The sequence below is a fragment of the Streptomyces sp. bgisy159 genome, assembly GCF_057707805.1.
Genome location: NZ_JBYIQX010000015.1, coordinates 84,977 through 104,103 on the forward strand (window position 1 = coordinate 84,977; position 19,127 = coordinate 104,103).

Genomic DNA, 19,127 nt, shown 5'->3' on the forward strand with positions numbered 1-19,127 from the left:
ACCGAGGCGACCTCGGCGACCTCGGCGACCGGGCAGGGCACGCGGAGCGACCGGGTGGGGCGGCGGACCCGCCGTGTCGGTGTCCTGCCCGGGCCGCGGATATTCGCTGTCCCTCCCGGCCGCCTCTCGGGCACTCTTCGGTTCCATGACCACTGGCCGCACCCTGTTCCTGTCCCCGCGCGTCACCGCCACCGGCCGCGCCCTCGCGGATGCGGCACGGCGGCGCGGTGTGGGGGTGGAGACCCTGCGCGAGTGGCGGGTGCCCCAGGAGCGGCGGCGCTGTCCCGGTGCCTCGCTCTACGCGGGCCCGCTGTTCGCGGACGCCGTCGGCCGGGAGCTGGGCGTCGGGCTGCTGGAGCCCCCGGCGGACTGGCTGGCCAGGCTGCCGCGCGAGCTCACCGGCCGCGACATCGCGTGCACCACCATCGACGCGGCGCGCGGGCTGCGGAGGCCGGCGTTCGTGAAGCCGCCCAACGACAAGAGCTTCCCGGCGCGCGTCTACCCCGACGGCAGCCGGCTGCCCGGCCCGGACGCGGTGGACGGTACGGAGCCGGTGCTGGTCAGCGACATCGTGGCGTTCGCCGTGGAGTACCGGCTGTTCCTGCTGGACGGCGAGGTGCGCACCGGCAGCCGGTACGCCGTCGGGGGCGACCTCGACGTGGCCCCGCTGGAGGCGGACCCGCGCCGCGGCGAGGTGCTGGCGTTCGCCTCCCGGCTGGCCGGTACCGGGCTGCCGAGCGCGATCGTCGTGGACGTCGGGCTGGTGGCGGACGCCGGGTGGGCGGTGGTGGAGGCCAACGCCGCATGGGCCAGCGGGCACTACGCGTGCGACGCGGACGCCGCGCTGAAGGTGGTGCTGCGCGCGGCGCGACCGCGGGACGGCTTCACCGCGGCGGAGCGGGGGTTCCTGCGGCCGGCGCCCGCGGTGGTGCGGGCCTGACCTCAGCAGCCGCAGTCGGCGGCGTCCACCGGGACGGTCAGCGGGTCGGCCGGCTTGCGCTCGCCACCCTCTCGGGTCTCGTAGGCGAGGCCCTCGCGCACCCAGTACTCGAAGCCGCCGAGCATCTCCTTGACCCGGTAGCCGAGTTCGGCGAGGGCGAGGGCCGCGCGGGTGGCGCCGTTGCAGGCGGGGCCCCAGCAGTACGTGACGACCGGCACCGCCTTGTCGAGGAGGTGCTCGGCCTGCTCGGGGATGAGCGCGGTGGGCAGGTGGACCGCGCCGGGGACGTGCCCCTGGTCCCAGGACTCGGTGGAGCGGGAGTCCAGCACGACGAAGCCGGCGTCGCCGCCGGCGGCAAGCGCGGCGGCCACGTCGGAGACGTCGGTGTGGAAGGCCAGGCTCGCCCGGAAGTGGGCGGCGGCCTCGGCAGGGGCTGCGGGAGGGGTGCGCAGGACGGGGTTCACGGGGGCGGCAGCGTGGGCCGCGTTCTCGGTGGAGGTGTTCATGGCAGAAAATCTACGGCCGGTGATCATTTCGTTGAAGTGACGATCCCCGGCACCTGCCTTGATCCACCGGGGATTTCCCTGCTATTCCTCGCTCATGACCGCGTATTCCCCGGACGCCACCGACTGGCGCATCCTCGACGTCCTGCAACGGGAGGGCCGGGCCAGTTACGCCGAGCTGGCCCGTGCCGTGTCCATGTCCGCGAGCGCGGTGACCGAACGGGTGCGGCGGCTGGAAGAGGCGGGCGTCATCCAGGGGTACGCCGCCGTCGTGGACCCCGAGCGTATCGGCCTGCCGATCCTGGCGTTCGTACGGCTGCGGTACCCGACCGGCAACTACAAGCCCTTCCACGACCTGGTGGCCGTCACGCCCGAGATCCTGGAGGCGCACCATGTCACGGGCGACGACTGCTTCGTGATCAAGGTCGCCGCCCGTTCCATGCGCCATCTGGAGGAGGTGTCCGGGAAGATCGGCGCGCTCGGTTCGGTCACCACCAGCGTCGTCTACTCCTCGCCGCTGCCCCGGCGTCCGCTGGGCCGGTGACCGCGCTGCCGCACCACCGACCCCGACCGGTCCTTCACGACCTCCAGCTGGGCGTGGATGCGCCGCCGGAGGTCGGCGACGTGGCTGACGATGCCGACGCTGCGGTCCCGTTCGCGCAGGGAGTCGAGGACGTCGAGAACCTCGTCCAGCGTCTGGTCGTCCAGGCTGCCGAACCCCTCGTCGATGAACAGGGTGTCCAGCCGCACTCCCCCCGCCTCGTCGGTGACCACGTCGGCGAGGCCGAGCGCGAGGGCGAGCGAGGCGAAGAAGGTCTCGCCGCCGGACAGGGTGGCGGTGTCCCGCTCCCGGCCGGTCCAGGCGTCGACGACGTGCAGGCCCAGTCCGCTGCGACCGCGTCCGGTGCGGTCGTCGGAGTGGACGAGGGTGTAGCGGCCCGAGGACATCCGGTGCAGCCGGACGCTGGCGGCGGCGGCCACCTGCTCCAGCCGGGCGGCCAGAACGTACGACTCGAGACGCATCTTGCGCCCGTTGTCGGCGGAGGTGCCCGCGGTGAGCCCGGCGAGGCGGGCGACCCGGTCGTACTCCTCACGCAGCGGCGCCAGCCCGCGCGCGGCGGCGGTCGCGCGCTCGGACAGCCGGTCCAGTTCCGCGCAGCGGCGGGCGGCGGCGTCCTGCGCGGAGGCGGCCTGCCGCAGCCGTTCGGCGGCGGCGCGGGCGGCCGTCTCGGCGGCGGTGAGGCCGGCGGGCGGGCACTGGGCGGCGGAGGCGGTGTCGGCCTCGGCGAGCACGGCCCGCACGGCGGCCTCCTCGGTCTGCCAGGCGTCGAGAGCGCGCTGCAGCTCGCGGTGGGCGGCGTCGTCGAGGAGGGCGTCGGCGGCGGCCCGCGGGGTGTCGAAACCGGCCCGGAACGCGGCCTCGTCGAGGTGCCCGTCGGCGGCCTTGAGGCGCTCGGCGCTCTCCTCGGCGGCCCTGGCCGCGTCGGCGGCGTCGGTCAGCAGCGCGGCCTGCCGCTCCAGCTGCGCCGCGCGCGCGGCCACGCTGTCCAGGGCGCCCCGGGCGTGCGTCACCTCGTCCTGGAGGGCGGCCCGTTCGCGGTCCAGTCGCTCGCGGTGGCCCACCCGGGAGGCGAGCCGGACGGCGGCCTCACGCTGGACGGCGGTGCGCCGCCGGTGCTCCTGCTCGGCCCGGCGCAGCTCCTCCTGCGCCGGGTGCAGTGCGGAGGCGTCCGCGCGGGCGCGCGCGTAGTGCTCCTCCAGCTCGGCGGCCTCGGCGCGGAGCTGGTCCGTCGGAGCGTCACCGGCCTCGGCGGTCGCGGCGGCCAGCTCCTCCCGTACGGCGCCCAGGCGCCGTTGGTCCGCGGCGTGTTCGTCCTCGGTCTGCCGGTAGGCGGCGAGGGCGGCTTCCTCGGCGGCGCGGTCGACGTGCCCGGCGTCCTTGCGGGCGGGAGCGGGATGCTCGGTGGCCCCGCAGACGGCGCAGGGCGCACCTGCGACCAGGCCGGCGGCCAGTTCGGCCGCGATGCCGTCGAGGCGCTGCTCCTTGAGGTCCAGCCAGTGGGCGCGGGCGGCGACCGCCCGCTCGCCGGAGGCGAGGGCCCGCCGCTCGGCGGCGTCGAGGTCCCCGGCGAGCCGGTCGCGCAGTGCCGCGGCCGTCAGCCGGGCCTGCGCGGGTTCCCGCCGCTCGGCGAGCTGTTCGGCCCGGGTGGCGGCCTGCTGGGCGCTGTCGACGCGGGCCAGGAGTGCGGCCCGGGTCTCCTCCCACCCGGCGAGCCAGCTCTCCGCCTCCGTGAGGACCTCCTCGTCGGCGCGCTCCTGGCGGTCCAGATCGGCGCGCTCGGCGGCGAGGCCGGCCAGCCGCAGCTCGGCGCGCCGGGCCGACTCCAGTCCGCCCAGTTCCTCGGCGGCCCGGCGGGCGGCGGCGGCGAGGCCGGCGGCCCCGGCGTCGGTGAACCGCTCCGGCAGCTGCGCACGCGCGCGTGCCTCGGCCTCGGCGGCCGCGCGGTGCTCGGAGTCGGCCGACGCGCGCAGTGCGAGGACCGGAGCCACCGCCTCGGCCTTGCGCGCCCGCTCCATCCGAGCCCGCTGCTCCCGGTGGGCGCCCGCCCGCTCCTGGAGGCGCGCGGCGCGCTCCTGCGCATCGGCGAACCGCCGCTGCAAGCGGGCTAGTTCGCGTGTGTCGTCCAGGTGGCGCTGGGCTGCCGCGTGGGCGGATTCGGCGGCGAGGCGCCCGCAGTCGGCGACGGCAAGCTGCTCGCGCGCGGTGGAACGGGCGACGGCGGCCGCGGTGAGGACGGCCTCGGCCAGGCCCGGCTCGCCCGGCGCCGGTTCGGGCAGCTCCATGGTGTCGCCGGCGACCTGCTGCATGCGGTGGGCGTCGGCGAGCAGCGCGGTGTCGCCCTCCTTCACCCTGGCCTCGGCGGCGCGGCGGCGGTCGGCGAGGCGCTTCTCGACGTCGGTGAAGCGCTGGGTGTCGAACAGGCGGCCGAGCAGTCGGCCGCGCGCCTCGGCGTCGGCGCGCAGGAAGCGTGCGAAGTCGCCCTGGGGCAACAGCACCACCTGGCAGAACTGCTCCCGGCTCATGCCGCCGAGCAGCTGGGTGATCTCCTCGCCGATCTCCTGGTGGGAGCGGCTGAGGTCCTTCCAGGCACGGGCCGCCGCGTCGTACTCGCGCAGCCAGGACTGGGCCTTGTCGACGGTCGTGCCGTGGCCGCGTTTCTTGGCGCGTTCCCAGGGCGGCTGCCGGGTGATCTCCAGGCGGCGGCCCGCGACGGTGAGGTCGAGGGTGACCTCGGTGCGGGTGCCGGGGGCGGCGTGGTCACTGCGCAGGGTGAGGCCCTGGCCGTTCTGGCGAGCCCCGGGGACCGCGCCGTACAGGGCGTAGCACACGGCGTCGAGGACGGAGGTCTTGCCGGCGCCGGTCGGGCCGTGCAGCAGGAACAGGCCGGCGGCGGACAGTTCGTCGAAGTCCACCGACAGGGTGCCGCCGAACGGTCCGAAGGCGGTGAGGTCGAGCCGGTGCAGTCTCACCGGGCCACCTCCCGCACGGCGTCGTCCGCACGGACCGCGTCGAACGCCGCCCGCAGCACGCGGCGCTCGCTCGGGTCGGGTCCGGCGCCGCGTACGTGTGCGACGAAGTCCTCGGCGATCTGCTGGTCGTCCCGCCCGGCGAGGCGGCTCGCATAGCTGGCGTCGGGGTCGTCGGGGGCGCGCTCGGGGGCGAAGACGAGGCTGAGGGTGTGCGGGAACCGTGCGGTGAGGCGGGCCATGGGCTCGGCGGGACGGACGGCGTCGACGAGGGTCGCCTCCACCCAAGCCCCTTCGTGCCGGGCGAGGGCCGGGTCGGCGAGCAGGTCCTCCAGGGTGCCGCGCAGGCGGGCCAGCGGGCGCGGCACGGGGCAGTCGATCCGCTCGGCGGTGACCGCGCCGGTGGCGTCGAGGTCGACCAGCCACATGCTCTTGCGGTGGTCGGCCTCCGAGAAGGAGTACGCCAGCGGGGAGCCGGAGTAGCGCACCCGCTCGGTGATCGTCTGACAACCGTGCAGGTGACCCAGCGCCACGTAGTCGACGCCGTCGAAGACCCCGGCCGGCACCGCGGCCACTCCGCCGACGGTGATGTCCCGTTCGCTGTCGCTGGGCCGGCCGCCGGTGACGAAGGCGTGGGCGAGGACCACGGACCGGGTGCCCGTCGGGCGTGCGGCGAGGTCGGCGCGGACTCGGTCCATGGCGGCGGCCAGCACCGCCTCGTGGCCGGCCCGCTCGACGCCGAACTCGTCCTTGACCAGGGCCGGTTCGAGGTAGGGCAGGCCGTAGAAGGCGACGTCACCGTGCGCGTCGGACAGGACGACGGGGGTACCGGCGGCCGACGGGTCGGTGCGCAGGTGGATGCCCGCGCGGTCGATGAGGCCGGCGCCGACGCCGAGACGGCGGGCCGAGTCGTGGTTGCCGGAGATCATGACCGTGGGCACGCCCAGGCCGGCCAGGCGGTGCAGGGCGTCGTCGAACAGCTCGACCGCGGCGAGCGACGGGACCGCCCGGTCGTAGACGTCCCCCGACACGACCACCGCGTCGACCTCGCGCTCCCGCACGGTGGTGACGAGACGACCGATGAACTCGGCCTGCGCCCCGAGCAGGTTGACCCGGTGGAACGCCCGGCCGAGATGCCAGTCGGAAGTGTGCAGCAGCCTCATGATCCCCGAGACTAACGGGAGGGACTGACAGCACGGGCGGATACGGCGGCCTCACGCATCACCGTACGCCTCCCCGCCCAGCTCGAACCCGGCCGTCCCGGCCGTCGCGTCCGCCAGCCAGGCCCGGAAGGCGTCGACGTCGGCGTCCGGCAGTCCGATCTCGAGGGTGACGGCCTCGCCGTAGCGCACGTCTCGCACCTCGCGCCCGGTGGCGCGCAGGTCGTTCTGCACCTTCCCGGCGCGCTGGTGGTCGACGGTGACCGTGGCCAGTCGGTACCGGCGCCGGGTGAGGGTGCCGAGGGCGTCGACGGCCTCCCCCACCGCCCCTCCGTAGGCGCGGATGAGGCCGCCCGCGCCGAGCTTGACGCCGCCGAAGTAGCGGGTGACGACGGCGACCACGTACCGCATGTCGCGGCGCAGCAGCATCTGCAGCATGGGGAGGCCGGCGGTGCCACCCGGCTCCCCGTCGTCGTTGGCCTTCTGGACGGCGGCGTCCGCGCCGATGACGTACGCCCAGCAGTTGTGCGTGGCGTCCGCGTGCTCCCTGCGAACCGCCGCGATGAACTCCCGCGCCTCCCGCTCGCTGCCGGCCGGCGCCAGCGCGCACAGGAATCGCGAGCGGTTGACCTCTGTCTCGTGCACACCCGCGCGCGCGACGGTGCGGTACTCGTCCTGCATCGGACCAGCCTATGCGGTGGTGCGGAAGCTCCCCCCACCCGGTCAATCCGCCCCGTTCCGGCATGCTCTACCCGCTTTTGCCGTGTTTCCTGCCGCGCGGGACCGTGACCGAGGTGAGCAGGGCCGCGCCCGGTACGAGGGTGCGCCAGGTGGGGCCGTACCAGGAGAGCACGGCGAGGGCGGAGGTGGGGAACTTGGTGCGGACGGTGTCCAGGGTGTCGCCGAGGCCGTCGCCGGCGAGGGTGAGCACCAGGTCGGTGAGGCCGGGGTTGTGGCCGACCAGGAGCAGGGTCCGCACCTCGGGCGGTGTCTCGTGCAGCACGTCCAGCAGGTCGGGCGCGTCGGCCGCGTACAGCCGTTCGTCGTACCGCACCGGCGGCGGGGTGCCCCACTGCGCGGAGGTCAGTTCCCAGGTGCGGCGGGCTCTCAGCGCGGTGGAGCACAGGGCGAGGTCGGGCAGGCAGTCGGCCTCGGCGAGCGCGCGTCCGGCGGCGGGGGCGTCCCGCCGGCCACGCGGGGCGAGGGGCCGCCCGTGGTCCGGGGTGCCCTCCGGCCAGGCGGACTTCGCGTGCCGCAGTATCACCAGCCGCCGCAGCGGCCCGCTGCCGGCGCGGGCCCCGGGCCGGGACGCGGTCGGCCGCGCCGTCGCGTCACCGCCCATTGCGACCGACCGCCTTCCCCTGACGTGTCACACCGGCGACCCGAGGTCCCGGGTCAGATCGAGGCCCAGGAGGCGGTCGGCGTAGGCGTGCGTCTCGAAGCGGGCCCCGGGCGCGACGTCCGGGTCCTGCTCGATCCGCCGCAGCACGCGCAGCACCTCCGGTACGTCCAGGTCGTCCTCCCAGGCGGCCCGCAGCCGCCCGCGCACCTCCTCGGGGACCGGCCGCGAGGGCTGCCGCGCCCACCGGGCGACGTCCTGCCGCCAGCGTACGAGGGTGTCGCGGGCCTCCGCCAGGTCGGCCGCTGTCAGCCGTACGGGGGTGTCCCGGGGGCGGGTGAGCAGGGCGAGGCGCAGGGCGGCCGGCTCCGCACGGTCCGGCGGGCCCGCGGACGGTAGCGGCGGACCGTCCACCGGGGCCACGGCCACCACCACCCCGTCGGGGACGTCGGACGCCCGCCGCGCCACGTGCACGACCTGCGCCTCGCCGAGTCCGGTGCCCATGTCCCGGTTGTCCTCGAAGGGGCGGATGCCGAGCTCGTCGGCGTCCGTACGCAGCCGGGTCTGCTCACCCCGCCCGGTCAGCAGGCCCCAGACGGGTGTGCCGCCGAGTTCCAGGGCACGCACCAGCAGGTCGGCGACGAGCAGGACGCGCAGATCGCCGGTACCGCAGCCGTCGGCATGGGCCTCGACCCGGGTCAGGCCCCGGCGGACGGGGGCGGCGGGGACGTCTGCGCCGGTTCGGGCGTCGGTGATGCGGAGCACGGCCCGAGCGTAGGCGGGCCGGCGGCCGCGCGCAGGCGGGCGGCGGGATTTCCGGACACGTACCGGGGCGTCGCACGGCTGCCCGGGCCGGCCCGCACGAACCGCTTCCGACTCGGAATGACCGGTTGTGATCAGATGTTGTCCGACCTGAGGTTCCAAGGTTCCCCAGCCGGCCACCCGACAGGAGGCACGCCGTGCACGGCGACGACGCAACGGTCCGCAAGATCCTCACCGAGCTCGGCGGTACCTGGGCGGTGGTGGGCCTGTCCACCAACCGGGCGCGGGCGGCGTACGGGGTGGCCGAGGTGCTGCGGCGCCACGGCAAACGGGTCGTCCCCGTCCACCCCAAGGCGGAGACCGTGCACGGGGAGCGGGGATACGCCTCCCTCGCGGACGTCCCCTTCGACGTGGACGTCGTCGACGTGTTCGTCAACAGTCGGCTCGCCGGGGCCGTGGCCGACGAGGCGGTCGCCCGGGGTGCGAAGGCGGTGTGGTTCCAGCTGGGTGTGGTCGACGAGGCGGCTTACGCGCGCACGCGTGCGGCGGGTCTGGACATGGTGATGGACCGCTGCCCGGCCATCGAGTTCCCCCGGCTGCGCCGACCGTGACGGCCGTGGCGCGGGGCGGGTGACCGGCTGAGCGGTGCCGTCGCCGGTCACCCCTGTCAGTCGTGCACCGGCCGGTCGCCCAGCCGGTGGTCGGCCACGTTCAGCGCCTCGCCGACCAGGCGGCGCAGGTGGCCGTCGCACAGGGCGTAGATCACCCTTCGGCCCTCCTTGCGGGTGCTCACCAGGCCGGCCAGCCGCAGCCGCGCCAGGTGCTGGCTGACCGCCGGGCGGGCCGCGCCGCAGACCTCGGTCAGCGTGCCGACGTCGGCCTCGCCGGTCGTCAGGGCGTGCAACAGGGTGAGGCGGGTGCGGTCGCCGAGCAGGGCGAGGATCTCGGCCGCGAGCGCGAAGTGCTCTTCGCCGGGTGTGCGCGGGTGGACATCGCCGGGGGTGCGCGGGTGCGCATCGTGTGCAGATGACAGGTGCATGCGTGCGCTCATACGCACATATTGGCGCTGCGGACGGGAAGACGTCCAGTGTGAGGCAGCGGCCGGAAGGGGACCGACGTGACCGACCACGATGACCTTGCTCATCTTCCTCACCACGGGCACCACGGGCACCACCGGCACCACGGGCACCACGGGCACCAGCACGACTCCGGTCCCGGCGATCACGAACACGGGCGGGGGCGGGAACCCCGTCCCTCGCGCCGCCGTCTCGCCCACCTCCTCACCCCTCACTCCCACGAGACCGCCGACCGGATCGACCCCGCCCTGGAGTCCTCGGCCCGCGGACTGCGCGCCCTGTGGGTGTCCTTCGCGGTGCTCGCCGCGACCGCGCTGGCTCAGGCGGCGGTCGTCCTGGCCTCCGGGTCGGTGGCGCTGCTCGGCGACACGGTGCACAACACGGCGGACGCGCTGACCGCCGTACCCCTCGGGGTCGCCTTCGTGCTGGGCCGGCGGGCCGCCACCCGCCGTTTCACCTACGGGTACGGGCGCGCGGAGGACTTGGCGGGGATCGTGATCGTGCTGACGATCGCCGCGTCGGCGGCGTTCGCCGGCTGGACGGCGGTGGGGCGGCTGCTGGACCCCCGCCCGGTGGAGCACGTGGGGGTGGTCGCGGTCGCCTCGCTGGTGGGCTTCGCGGGCAACGAATGGGTGGCCCGGCACCGGATCCGTGTCGGCCGGTCGATCGGTTCGGCGGCGCTGGTCGCGGACGGACTGCACGCCCGGACCGACGGGTTCACCTCCCTGGCCGTGCTGCTGGGCGCGGGTGGTTCCGCACTCGGCTGGCAGCGCGCCGACCCTGTCGTCGGGCTGGCGATCACGGCGGCGATCGCCCTGGTGCTGCGGGACGCGGGCCGGGAGGTGTTCCGGCGGGTGATGGACGCCGTGGACCCGGCCCTCACCGAGCGGGCGGAGCGCACGCTTCGGGTGGTGCCGGGGGTGCGCGGTGTGGGCGAGCTGCGGCTGCGCTGGATCGGGCACCGCCTGCGCGCGGAGGTGGCGTTGGTGGTGGACGGCGAGGTGACGGTCCGTGAGGCGCACGCGATCGCGGTGGCCGCCGAGCACGCACTGCTGCACGCGGTGCCCCGGCTGACCGCGGCCCTGGTGCACGCCGACCCGGCGCCCCTGCCGGGCGAGGCGGATCCGCACCTGGCCCTGGCGCACCACGGCGCGGCCTGACGAGCGGGGCCGGCCGCCACCGTCCGCGCCGCCGGCCCACAGTGCCGGACGGGCACCGGGGCGGGGACGACGCACCTTTCCTGGCGCCGACAGCGGACCCACCGGACCGGCACCCCGGCATCCGCCACCCGCCACCCGCCACCCGCCACGCACGAGACCGGACCGGCGCCGCGGTCGCACCGGGCGACGGACATCTCCGGAGCAGTACCTCGGGCACACCGGGCGACGGACGTCACCGGTCCGGCACCCCGGTTCAGGCGACGCCCAGACCCTCCAGCACCACCGCGCCGGGCAGGGCGGCGAACACCTTGCCGGGGACCAGGAGTTTGCCGCGACGGCGACCGCTGCCGACGAGGACCCACGGCAGCTCGACGACGGCGGCGTCGACCAGCAGCGGCCAGGAGGCCGGCAGTCCGATCGGCGTGATGCCGCCGTACTCCATGCCGGTCTCCCCGGTCGCCGTCTCCGTCGGCGCGAACGATGCCTTCCGCGCGCCCAGCTGACGGCGCACCACACCGTTGACGTCGACGCGGGTGGTGGACAGCACCAGGCAGGCGGCGAGCGTGGTCTCGCCGCCCCGCTTGCCCGCCACGACCACACAGTTCGCGGACCGCTCCAGCAGTTCCCGGCCGTAGTGCTCGACGAAGACGGCGGTGTCGGCCCACCGCGGGTCGGTGTCGACGTGGAGGATCTGGTCGGCGGGGACGTCCTCGCCGAACCGGCGTACGGCGTCGGCCACCGGGGCGATCAGCTCGTCGAGGCAGTCGGGGGCCGGGGTGGCGGTGTCGAAGTCTCCGATCGGTGCGCGCATGGCCGCACCGTAACAGCCGTGCGACGGCGGCCGGCGAGGCGTCTCAGCGCACGGGCGGCGCGGCCCAGACCAGCACCATCTCGGCGACGGTGTCGCCGTGATTGGCGTACGTGTGCGGCGCGTCGGCGTCGAAGGTGGCGCAGGCGCCGGCCGGGACCCGGTACTCCTCGCCGCCGACCGTGAGCGCCAGCTCGCCGGCGGTGACGTGCAGGACCTCGACCGTGCCGGCGGGGTGCGCGTCGGAGGAACTGCCCTCGCCCGGCATCAGCCGCCACTGCCACAGCTCCAGCGGCCCCGGCGCCTCCGCCCCGGCCAGCAGCCGGCTGTAGCTGCCCGCGTCGGTCTGCCACAGCCGTACCGTCCGGTCCGCCGGGACGATCCGGACCGTGGGTCCCTGCTCGTAGTCGAGGAGGGTGGGGATGCTGACGCCGAGCGCGTCACCGATCTTGACGACCGTGCCGAGGCTGGGGTTGGTGCGGGCCTGCTCGATCTGGATCAGCATGCCCCGGCTGACCCCGGCCCGGGTGGCCAGCGTGTCCAGTGTGAAGCCCCGTTCGGTGCGCCAGCGCTTGACGTTGCGAGCCAGGGACTGGGTCAGCAGGTCGAGGTCCGACACGTTTCGTCCCGTTCCGGAGTCCGATGGGGTGAGCGATGTTGTCCGAGTGTTCTGGTGGACGCTCCGGTGGGAAGCCGGCGCGACGCGCACGGCCTGGTGCACCACAACGTCCACCGAACTGTACTGCGCGGATCGGCGGCGCGGACGGGTGCCCGCGCGCTCAGCTCTCGCGTTCCAGCGCCGGCAGCCCCGCGGCCGCCTCACCGTCGACCCCGGCGAACCGTGTCGCGCTCTCGCCGCCCAGTTCCGCGAGCCTCCCCGCGCTCTCGCCGCCCAGTTCCGCCAGCCCCGCCGCGCTCTCCTCGTCGAGCTCGGCGAGCCGTGTCACGGTCTCCTCGTCCAGCCCCGAGAGGGCGACCAGTTGCTCGGAGGTGACACCGTCCGGTATCGGCACGGGCGCCGGGGTGCGCAGTGGCGGCTGCCAGCCCGCCTCGGGCGTCCAGCGCCGTACGACCCGGGCCGGCGCGCCGGCCACCACCGCGTGATCGGGCACGGTGCCGCGCACCACCGCCCCCGCGGCCACCACCACGTTCCGCCCGATCCGCGCGCCCGGAAGGATCACCGCGCCGGTGCCGATCCAGCAGCCGGACCCGATCTCCACGGGCTCCATGCGCGGCCACTGCTTGCCGATCGGCTGGTGCGGGTCGTCGTAGGAGTGGTTGGTGGAGGTCACGTAGACATAGGGCCCGAAGTAGCAGTCGCTGCCGATGGTGACCGTCGTGTCCGCGATGACATGGCTGCCCCGGCCCAGGACCACGCCGTCGCCGATGCGCAGGATCGGCTCGGGACCGAGGTCGAGATCGGGCATCAGGCCGGCGGTGAGGGTGACCTGCTCGCCGACGATGCAGTGCGCGCCCAGATGGATCCAGGGCTCGCCGAAGACGGTGCCGAGCGGGAAGGCGAGACGCGTGGCCTCACCGATTGAGCCGAAGCGGAACCGGCCGGGGCGGTCGGCGGTCACCGAGCCCGTGCGCTGCAGCCAGGCCCAGCCCGCGTGGACGGCGCGCTGGGTGAGGCGGCCCCGCCAGGATGAGAACGTGTTCTTGCGCTTGGGCACCCGGACACCGTACTCAGGTCGGGCGGTGCCCATCGGGCGCAGGGCCTGTGATCTTCGCCCCACCGGGTGGCGTACGGTGCCGGGGTACCCGGACCGACAGGAGACGGTGATGACGCAGAGGGCGCTGATCGCGGGCATCGGCGGCAAGGAGCCGAAGATCGACGAGGCGGCCTTCGTGGCCCCCAACGCCACGGTGATCGGGGACGTGACCCTGGCGGCCGGCGCGAGCGTCTGGTACGGCGCGGTGGTACGCGGCGACGTCGAGCGGATCTCCGTCGGCGTGCAGAGCAACATCCAGGACAACTGCACGCTCCACGCGGACCCGGGGTTCCCGGTCAGCGTCGGTGAGCGGGTGTCCGTCGGTCACAACGCCGTCGTCCACGGGGCGACGGTCGGCGACGACTGCCTGATCGGCATGGGTGCGACCGTGCTGAACGGTGCCGTCATCGGGGCGGGTTCGCTCGTCGCCGCGCAGGCGCTGGTGCCGCAGGGGATGGTGGTGCCGCCGGGATCGCTCGTCGCCGGGGTGCCCGCGAAGGTCAGGCGGGAACTCACGCAGGAGGAACGGGAGGGCGTCACCCTGAACGGAACGATGTACGCGGAGCTGGCGCGGGCGCACCGGGACGTTCAGGCGTAGCACCCGTCCCCCGTGTCAGGCGTGGTGCCCGCCGCGTCCAGATGTGGCGCCCGCCCGGGGAGCGGCGCGGCGGACCGCGCGGTCCGCCCCGCGCCGTCCGCGCCGCCCGGCTACTCGGCCGCGACCAGGTCCTTCTCGGCCTCGTCGGCGGCGCGCTTCGCCTTGCGCTTCATGACGAGCATGGACGTGACGCCGATGAGCACGGCCGCCACCAGGCCCAGCCAGGAGAACTTCTTCAGCCAGGACTCGGCGACGACGCCCAGGTAGTAGATGACGGCCGTCGTGCCCCCGGCCCACACCACGCCGCCCAGCATGTTGGCGATGAGGAACTTCCAGTACGGCATGTGCAGGACGCCGGCCAGGGGTCCGGCGAAGATGCGCAGGAGGGCGATGAAGCGGCCGAAGAAGACGGCCCACATGCCCCACTTCTGGAAGGAACGCTCGGCGGTGGCGACGTGCGCCTCGCCGAAGTGGCGCGGGAACTTGCCACCCAGCCAGGCCAGCAGCGGCCTGCCGCCCTTGCGGCCGATCGCGTAGCCGATGGAGTCGCCGATGATGGCTCCGGCCGTGGCGCAGGCGCCCAGGATGACCGGGTTGACGCCGGTGTGTTGCGAGGACATCAGGGCCGCCGACACCAGGACGATCTCGCCGGGCAGCGGGATGCCCAGGCTCTCCAGTCCGATGACGAGTCCCACCAGCGCGTAGACGGCCGCCGGAGGCACCGTGTCGAGCCACTCCTGGACGTGCACCGCCGGTCCCTCCCGTTTGCTTTCCTCGTGCTGCCGGCCGGGCGCCCGATGGTCGACCGGCACACCCCCTGGCGAAGCCTACCCGGTCACCGGGGCGCGCCGGCCTGTCCCCGGCGCGGGACCGGGGAGGCTCGGGGCTCGCGGCCCACGACGGAGACCGCGGCGGACGAGGAGGCGCCGGTTGCGTGGGGCTCGCCGGGAGCGGCGGGCCGGACGGTGTCACCGACCGGCGCCCCCCAGGTGGCCTCGGGCCCCGGGACACCGTTGGCGCCGGAGCCGCCCCGCACCGCCGGCACGCCGACGAGCAGAGCGAGCGTGGCCACACCGGCGCCGATGCCGGCCGCCTTGGCGCGCCGCCCGGCCCGGGCAGCCCCGGAAGCGGCGGACCCGGGCCCGGCGGGACGGGCACCGTGCGCGCCCCGGTGACGGCCGGCGGGCGCGGGGGGCGCGGCACGCCGGGCGGACGCGGCCGCGGGTGTCCGAGGGGCCGTGAGCCAGGCGGGTACGACCGCCCGCAGTGCCGTGCGCCACCACGCACCGGCCCCCCGGCCCGTCGTGCCCCGGGCGGAGGACGGCGGCGCGGGGGGGCGCCCCGGGCGGGAATCGAGGTAGCGGCGGGCGCCCCAGCCGAGTACCGCCTCGGCCAGCAGAACAGCCAACTCTTCGTCGAAATGGCTGAGTTGCTCGGCGGTGTGCCGACAGTGACGGCACTGGGCGAGATGGTCGCGGACATCGGGCAGCAACTCGGTGCCGCGCCGCAGGGGAATGTCGAGCAGCCGGTGGTAGAAGCGGCATTCGACGGTCGGCGCGAGGTCGAGATGCGCGCGGACGCACTTCGCCCGGAATTGCTCGCGGGCCTGGTCCAGACCGGCGGTCGCGGTGATGGTGTCGACACCCAGCAGACCAGCCGGTACGGATATCGGCTCGGCCTCGACCTCGCAGTGCCACAACAGACATTGCGAGGCCGCCGGAAGGGACTGGAAAGCGCGTTCGGCGAGCCGCCTCCTTTCCGGTGTTCCAGCGCGGGCGGCGCGCAGTCCGCGCGCTCCGATGGTTCTGTCCAGCTCCGGGAGTTCGGCGGGAACTCCGTCCGCACCGGCCCATTCCCGGACCATGTCACGTACGACGACCAGGAGTTGGGGCCGCAGCGCACCGGCGGACCGGTCGCTCGCGAGACGGGTGAGCAGCCGGTGCACGGACGCGGCGGCCACGAACTGGGCCGCGGGGCCGGCGGAGGCGAGGCAGATGGCGGCGTAGTCCTGTGCGGCGCGCCAGTGCCGGGCCAGCAGCAACGCGACGGCGCCGCCGTCGTCGCCGGCCGCGATCAGGGCGGCGAGAACACGGTCGGATTCGCCCGGCGCGCGGCCGGGGCCCGGCGGATATGAGGGGCGTGGGGGGCTGGGCGAGTGCACTGAACCATTTCCTTCCAAGCCGACGGACGGCACACGCAAACGTGTCCGCCGGAAAGCAGGTGATTGATTGGTGCGTACCTACGGCGCGTCAGACCGCACGGCCTGGTCCGAACCGTCCCGCGGGGACGCTCACCTTGGCACACACGTCTCGCAGGAAACAAGAAGTTCGAGTGACGCGAGGTCAATGTGCGTGAATACGACCCGCGTTACCGACGGTATAGGTGCCGGTATTCGACAACGCGACAACAACGACCCGGCCGGAACACACAGGATTCTCCGATCCCGCTCCCTGCTCGCTCCCATACGGGCGGGCCAGCATGTCGCGCATGAGCGCCCCGGATTTCCCCCTCTCCACACCCTCCGCACCGGCCGCCCCCGCCGCCCCCGCCGTTCGCAAGGCGGTCATCCCGGCCGCCGGGCTCGGCACCCGCTTCCTGCCCGCCACCAAGGCGACCCCGAAGGAGATGCTGCCGGTCGTCGACAAGCCGGCGATCCAGTACGTGGTGGAGGAGGCCGCCGCGGCCGGGCTCGACGACATCCTGATGGTCACCGGCCGGCACAAGCGGGCCATCGAGGACCACTTCGACAACGCGCTCGAACTGGAGCAGGCGCTCACGGCCAAGGGCGACACCGTACGCCTGGACGCGGTGCGCGATCCGGCGCGTCTGGCCGACATCCACCACATACGGCAGGGCGATCCGCTGGGCCTCGGCCACGCGGTGCTGTGCGCCCGTCACCATGTGGGCGGCCAGCCCTTCGCCGTGCTGCTCGGCGACGATCTGATCGACCCGCGCGAAACCCTGCTGAGCCGCATGCTGGAGGTCCGACAGCGGTGCGCCGGGAGCGTCGTGGCCCTCATGGAGGTCCCGCCGGATCAGATCCACCTGTACGGTTGCGCGGCCGTCGAACCGTCCGGCTCCGGGGACGCCGACGTGGTCCAGGTCACCGGCCTGGTGGAGAAGCCGCCACGCGACCGGGCGCCGAGCCGCTACGCGGTCATCGGCCGTTACGTCCTGGACCCGGCCGTCTTCGAGGTGCTGGAGCGGACCCGGCCCGGACGCGGCGGCGAGGTCCAGCTGACCGACGCCCTGCAGGAACTGGCAGCCGCCGGCGCGGTCCACGGGGTCGTCTTCGAAGGCCTGCGCTACGACACCGGCGACAAGGCGGACTATCTACGTACGGTGGTACGACTGGCCTGTGAACGCCCGGATCTGGGACCGGAGTTCAGGTCGTGGCTGAAGGAGTTCGCGGCGGGCCTGGCGGACGACCCGGCCCCGGGCGGGTGGCAGGCGGCCTGAGCCGGCTCCGGCGGCGCAGGCCCGCACCCGTGAGGGACCCACGGGGCCCGGGTGGCCCGGCATCACGGCCGCGCCGCCGGGCCACCCGCCCACCCGGGCCGACCAGTTGGCGCGCCCTGCCCGCCGGCCCGACCGCGCCACCCGACCGCCGGCCGGTCACCCGGCCGGGCGCCGCTCAGCCGTTGGGCCGTAGGGTCCAGACGACGGTCATCTCTCCCGTGACCGCACCGTCGCCGCGGCGAATCTCGATCGCGACCGGGAACTCGGGCCGCTCCCCCGCGTCCAGTTCGGCGACGACCTCGGCGGCCGGCCGACCCAGGGTCGCGGTGGCCGTGACCGGACCCATGGCGAGCTTGCGGTAGGCGATCTCGGCGCGGACCGCGAGCGGCACGGCGCGGGAGAGCTGGTCTCCGAACGCCGCGAGGACGATGGCCCCGCTGGCGGACTCCCCGAGCGTGAACATGGCGCCGGCGTGCGGCCCGCCCACGTGATTGTGGAAATCGCCCTGGTCCGGCAGGGCGACCACGGCCTTGTCCGGGGTGGTCTCCAGGAACTGGAGGTTCAGGGTCCGGGCCATGGGAACCGTGGCGGCGAGCATCTCGCCGACGGACATCTGGTCTGCGCTCATGGCGAGATGTTACCCACGAGTAGCCTCTGCTCGCCAGAGCCCGGCCCCAACCCACACCCGAGCCGGCATCGGACCTGCTCCCGCCCCCTTCCCGGCCCCCTCCGGGGACCTCCCGTGCAGACCACTCCGCAACATCTCCCGGCCACTCGACCACTCGCCCGGCCGCCCACTCGCCCGGCCGCCCAGTGGCCCGGCTGCCCGGTGGCCCGGTGGCCCGGCCGCCCGCTGGCCCGGTCAGCCTCCCGGACGACCGCCGAACCGGTCTTGCGAGCAGCCTGTCGAGCACCCTCGCGATCCTCCGCCCGAAGGGCTTCCCGGCGCCCGCGGAACCGGCCCCCGCGGAACCGGCCGCCCCGGACCGGGCGCGGGACCCCCGCATGATCGCCGTATGCTTGCCGCCCATGTGGCCAGGAGAGCAACCGCCGGCGGACGGCCGGAACCCGGCGAACCAGCCCGCGAACCCGTATCTGCAGCCGGGCTACCAGCAGACCCCGCAACAGCACCCGCACGCGGGACAGCCGAGCGCGGGACAGCCGTCCGGCCCCTGGACCGCCCCCACGGCCACCATGGGTCCGTCCCCGGCCGGCCCGGGTGGCGGACGCCGCACGAAGGTGATCGCGATCGCGGCGGCCGCCGCGGTGGTCGCCGCCTCGGCGGTGACCGGCGTGGTGCTGCTGCGCGACGGTGACGGCGGCACGCCCGAGCCGGGGCCGACGGCCACCTCCGCACCAGCCCCCGGCCAGCCCTCCGCCTCCGCCGACCCGCGCGGCGAGGACACCGTGCGGCCGACCGTCGCCGGCTGGAAGGTCGTGGTGAACCCGGACCTCGGCGTCGCCTTCGACGTGCCCGCCGGCTGGGAGGTGCAGTCGACGTCGTGGGCCTGGTGGGTCTCGGAGGACGGCGACCCGGACGAGAAGATCCTCGTCGGCATGAAGGCCCCCGCCGTACTGAAGTCCAAGTGGTGCCTGTCGGACGACGACCGCGACGGCCGCGAGGACAGCACCGCCCTGGCCATCATGGGCACGCGGGCCAACAAGAGCGCTCGTTCCACCGAGGAGATCGCCCGCGCCGACTCCGCCAACTGGGTTTACGGCGACTACACCCAGCCGGACCGGAAGAAGGTCACCACCGGCCCGGTCACCCCCTTCACCACCACCTCCGGACTGTCCGGCAGCGTGGCCACCTCATGGTCCGCGGGGGTGGAGAAGAAGCACAAGTGCGACTCCGACGGCAAGTCCACCACCTTCGCGTTCAAGACGCCCGACGGGGACCTGGCCTCGTGGTCGTTCTCCGGCGCCAAGGGCGTCAAGGACGAGGTCTCCGACGCCACCCTCCGCGAGGTCATGGCCACCATCCGCCTCTACGAGCCGTCCGGCTCCTGAGCCGGATACCGATTCGGTACGTCCCTGACAAGGGGCGGTGACCGACTCCGGTTCCGGGCGGCACTAGGG

At 74.7% G+C, this 19,127-nt stretch carries 20 protein-coding genes; 7 read left to right on the forward strand and 13 right to left on the reverse strand.

Annotated features, from left to right (window positions below):
• Window positions 1-145: 145 nt before the first annotated feature.
• Window positions 146-940: an ATP-grasp domain-containing protein gene (locus AC3ET3_RS17115; protein WP_435612429.1), complete on the forward strand. Its 795-nt coding sequence runs from the start codon at window positions 146-148 to the stop codon at window positions 938-940.
• A 2-nt stretch (window positions 941-942) separates the two neighbouring features.
• Here the strand turns inward: AC3ET3_RS17115 and AC3ET3_RS17120 are convergent, their stop codons facing one another.
• On the reverse strand, window positions 943-1,446 hold the full coding sequence (locus tag AC3ET3_RS17120; protein ID WP_432136874.1) for a rhodanese-like domain-containing protein: 504 nt from the start codon (window positions 1,444-1,446) through the stop codon (window positions 943-945).
• Window positions 1,447-1,540: 94 nt separating this feature from the next.
• On the opposite strand from AC3ET3_RS17120, the gene AC3ET3_RS17125 reads away from it, so the two are divergent.
• Window positions 1,541-1,987 carry an Lrp/AsnC family transcriptional regulator gene (locus tag AC3ET3_RS17125; protein WP_432136873.1) on the forward strand — a complete coding sequence of 149 codons (447 nt, stop codon included), beginning with the start codon at window positions 1,541-1,543 and terminating at the stop codon, window positions 1,985-1,987.
• Here the strand turns inward: AC3ET3_RS17125 and AC3ET3_RS17130 are convergent.
• The 5 genes from AC3ET3_RS17130 to AC3ET3_RS17150 all read right to left on the reverse strand — a co-directional run bounded on the left by AC3ET3_RS17130 (window position 1,948) and on the right by AC3ET3_RS17150 (window position 8,235).
• Entirely contained in the window at window positions 1,948-4,974 is a 3,027-nt protein-coding gene (locus AC3ET3_RS17130; protein ID WP_435612430.1) for an AAA family ATPase, read from the reverse strand. The two genes, AC3ET3_RS17125 and AC3ET3_RS17130, sit on opposite strands and share 40 nt — an antisense overlap.
• Window positions 4,971-6,134, reverse strand: coding sequence for an exonuclease SbcCD subunit D (locus AC3ET3_RS17135; RefSeq protein ID WP_432136871.1), 1,164 nt, complete (start codon window positions 6,132-6,134; stop codon window positions 4,971-4,973). The genes AC3ET3_RS17130 and AC3ET3_RS17135 overlap by 4 nt, the downstream gene beginning before the upstream one ends.
• Before the next feature lie 51 nt (window positions 6,135-6,185).
• On the reverse strand, window positions 6,186-6,812 hold the full coding sequence (locus AC3ET3_RS17140; protein WP_432136870.1) for a YigZ family protein: 627 nt from the start codon (window positions 6,810-6,812) through the stop codon (window positions 6,186-6,188).
• Between the two features lie 67 nt (window positions 6,813-6,879).
• Entirely contained in the window at window positions 6,880-7,473 is a 594-nt protein-coding gene (locus tag AC3ET3_RS17145) for a SixA phosphatase family protein (RefSeq protein WP_432136869.1), read from the reverse strand.
• 27 nt (window positions 7,474-7,500) lie between these two features.
• Complete coding sequence (locus AC3ET3_RS17150; protein ID WP_432136868.1) at window positions 7,501-8,235, reverse strand: hypothetical protein; 735 nt, start codon at window positions 8,233-8,235, stop codon at window positions 7,501-7,503.
• Window positions 8,236-8,429: 194 nt separating this feature from the next.
• Between AC3ET3_RS17150 and AC3ET3_RS17155 the strand changes: the two genes are divergently transcribed.
• On the forward strand, window positions 8,430-8,843 hold the full coding sequence (locus AC3ET3_RS17155; RefSeq protein ID WP_435612431.1) for a CoA-binding protein: 414 nt from the start codon (window positions 8,430-8,432) through the stop codon (window positions 8,841-8,843).
• Between the two features lie 56 nt (window positions 8,844-8,899).
• Here the strand turns inward: AC3ET3_RS17155 and AC3ET3_RS17160 are convergent, their stop codons facing one another.
• A complete protein-coding gene (locus AC3ET3_RS17160) occupies window positions 8,900-9,283 on the reverse strand; it encodes an ArsR/SmtB family transcription factor (protein ID WP_432136866.1) in 384 nt (127 codons plus the stop codon).
• 66 nt (window positions 9,284-9,349) lie between these two features.
• On the opposite strand from AC3ET3_RS17160, the gene AC3ET3_RS17165 reads away from it, so the two are divergent.
• On the forward strand, window positions 9,350-10,468 hold the full coding sequence (locus AC3ET3_RS17165) for a cation diffusion facilitator family transporter (protein ID WP_435612432.1): 1,119 nt from the start codon (window positions 9,350-9,352) through the stop codon (window positions 10,466-10,468).
• A 253-nt stretch (window positions 10,469-10,721) separates the two neighbouring features.
• Here the strand turns inward: AC3ET3_RS17165 and AC3ET3_RS17170 are convergent, their stop codons facing one another.
• The 3 genes from AC3ET3_RS17170 to AC3ET3_RS17180 form a co-directional block, all read right to left on the reverse strand.
• A complete protein-coding gene (locus AC3ET3_RS17170) occupies window positions 10,722-11,279 on the reverse strand; it encodes a YbaK/EbsC family protein (protein WP_432136864.1) in 558 nt (185 codons plus the stop codon).
• A gap of 43 nt (window positions 11,280-11,322) precedes the next feature.
• Window positions 11,323-11,895 carry a helix-turn-helix domain-containing protein gene (locus AC3ET3_RS17175; RefSeq protein ID WP_432136863.1) on the reverse strand — a complete coding sequence of 191 codons (573 nt, stop codon included), beginning with the start codon at window positions 11,893-11,895 and terminating at the stop codon, window positions 11,323-11,325.
• Window positions 11,896-12,055: 160 nt separating this feature from the next.
• On the reverse strand, window positions 12,056-12,952 hold the full coding sequence (locus AC3ET3_RS17180) for an acyltransferase (RefSeq protein ID WP_435612433.1): 897 nt from the start codon (window positions 12,950-12,952) through the stop codon (window positions 12,056-12,058).
• A 109-nt stretch (window positions 12,953-13,061) separates the two neighbouring features.
• Here AC3ET3_RS17180 and AC3ET3_RS17185 point away from each other — a divergent pair, with 109 nt between their 5' ends.
• Window positions 13,062-13,589 carry a gamma carbonic anhydrase family protein gene (locus AC3ET3_RS17185; protein WP_432136862.1) on the forward strand — a complete coding sequence of 176 codons (528 nt, stop codon included), beginning with the start codon at window positions 13,062-13,064 and terminating at the stop codon, window positions 13,587-13,589.
• Window positions 13,590-13,699: 110 nt separating this feature from the next.
• Here AC3ET3_RS17185 and AC3ET3_RS17190 read toward each other — a convergent pair whose 3' ends face one another.
• Together AC3ET3_RS17190 and AC3ET3_RS17195 are read right to left on the reverse strand one after the other, a co-directional pair.
• Entirely contained in the window at window positions 13,700-14,338 is a 639-nt protein-coding gene (locus AC3ET3_RS17190) for a DedA family protein (protein ID WP_432157098.1), read from the reverse strand.
• A gap of 86 nt (window positions 14,339-14,424) precedes the next feature.
• Complete coding sequence (locus AC3ET3_RS17195) at window positions 14,425-15,750, reverse strand: hydrolase (protein WP_435612434.1); 1,326 nt, start codon at window positions 15,748-15,750, stop codon at window positions 14,425-14,427.
• Between the two features lie 326 nt (window positions 15,751-16,076).
• On the opposite strand from AC3ET3_RS17195, the gene galU reads away from it, so the two are divergent.
• Window positions 16,077-17,048, forward strand: a complete 972-nt coding sequence (galU, locus tag AC3ET3_RS17200; RefSeq protein WP_435612435.1) for a UTP--glucose-1-phosphate uridylyltransferase GalU — start codon at window positions 16,077-16,079, stop codon at window positions 17,046-17,048.
• A gap of 175 nt (window positions 17,049-17,223) precedes the next feature.
• Here galU and AC3ET3_RS17205 read toward each other — a convergent pair whose 3' ends face one another.
• Window positions 17,224-17,661, reverse strand: coding sequence for a DUF4442 domain-containing protein (locus AC3ET3_RS17205; RefSeq protein WP_432136955.1), 438 nt, complete (start codon window positions 17,659-17,661; stop codon window positions 17,224-17,226).
• 416 nt (window positions 17,662-18,077) lie between these two features.
• Between AC3ET3_RS17205 and AC3ET3_RS17210 the strand changes: the two genes are divergently transcribed.
• A complete protein-coding gene (locus AC3ET3_RS17210; protein ID WP_435612436.1) occupies window positions 18,078-19,058 on the forward strand; it encodes a DUF8017 domain-containing protein in 981 nt (326 codons plus the stop codon).
• The last annotated feature ends 69 nt before the right edge of the window (window positions 19,059-19,127 follow it).

Excerpts from the sequence above, each read along its gene's own strand:
- AC3ET3_RS17115 (WP_435612429.1), top strand. The coding sequence starts at position 146 with ATGACCACTGGCCGCACCCTGTTCCTGTCCCCGCGCGTCACCGCCACC.
- AC3ET3_RS17120 (WP_432136874.1), bottom strand. The coding sequence starts at position 1,446 with ATGAACACCTCCACCGAGAACGCGGCCCACGCTGCCGCCCCCGTGAAC.
- AC3ET3_RS17125 (WP_432136873.1), top strand. The coding sequence starts at position 1,541 with ATGACCGCGTATTCCCCGGACGCCACCGACTGGCGCATCCTCGACGTC.
- AC3ET3_RS17135 (WP_432136871.1), bottom strand. The coding sequence starts at position 6,134 with ATGAGGCTGCTGCACACTTCCGACTGGCATCTCGGCCGGGCGTTCCAC.
- AC3ET3_RS17140 (WP_432136870.1), bottom strand. The coding sequence starts at position 6,812 with ATGCAGGACGAGTACCGCACCGTCGCGCGCGCGGGTGTGCACGAGACA.
- AC3ET3_RS17145 (WP_432136869.1), bottom strand. The coding sequence starts at position 7,473 with ATGGGCGGTGACGCGACGGCGCGGCCGACCGCGTCCCGGCCCGGGGCC.
- AC3ET3_RS17160 (WP_432136866.1), bottom strand. The coding sequence starts at position 9,283 with ATGAGCGCACGCATGCACCTGTCATCTGCACACGATGCGCACCCGCGC.
- AC3ET3_RS17170 (WP_432136864.1), bottom strand. The coding sequence starts at position 11,279 with ATGCGCGCACCGATCGGAGACTTCGACACCGCCACCCCGGCCCCCGAC.
- AC3ET3_RS17185 (WP_432136862.1), top strand. The coding sequence starts at position 13,062 with ATGACGCAGAGGGCGCTGATCGCGGGCATCGGCGGCAAGGAGCCGAAG.
- galU (WP_435612435.1), top strand. The coding sequence starts at position 16,077 with ATGAGCGCCCCGGATTTCCCCCTCTCCACACCCTCCGCACCGGCCGCC.
- AC3ET3_RS17205 (WP_432136955.1), bottom strand. The coding sequence starts at position 17,661 with ATGTCCGTCGGCGAGATGCTCGCCGCCACGGTTCCCATGGCCCGGACC.
- AC3ET3_RS17210 (WP_435612436.1), top strand. The coding sequence starts at position 18,078 with ATGTGGCCAGGAGAGCAACCGCCGGCGGACGGCCGGAACCCGGCGAAC.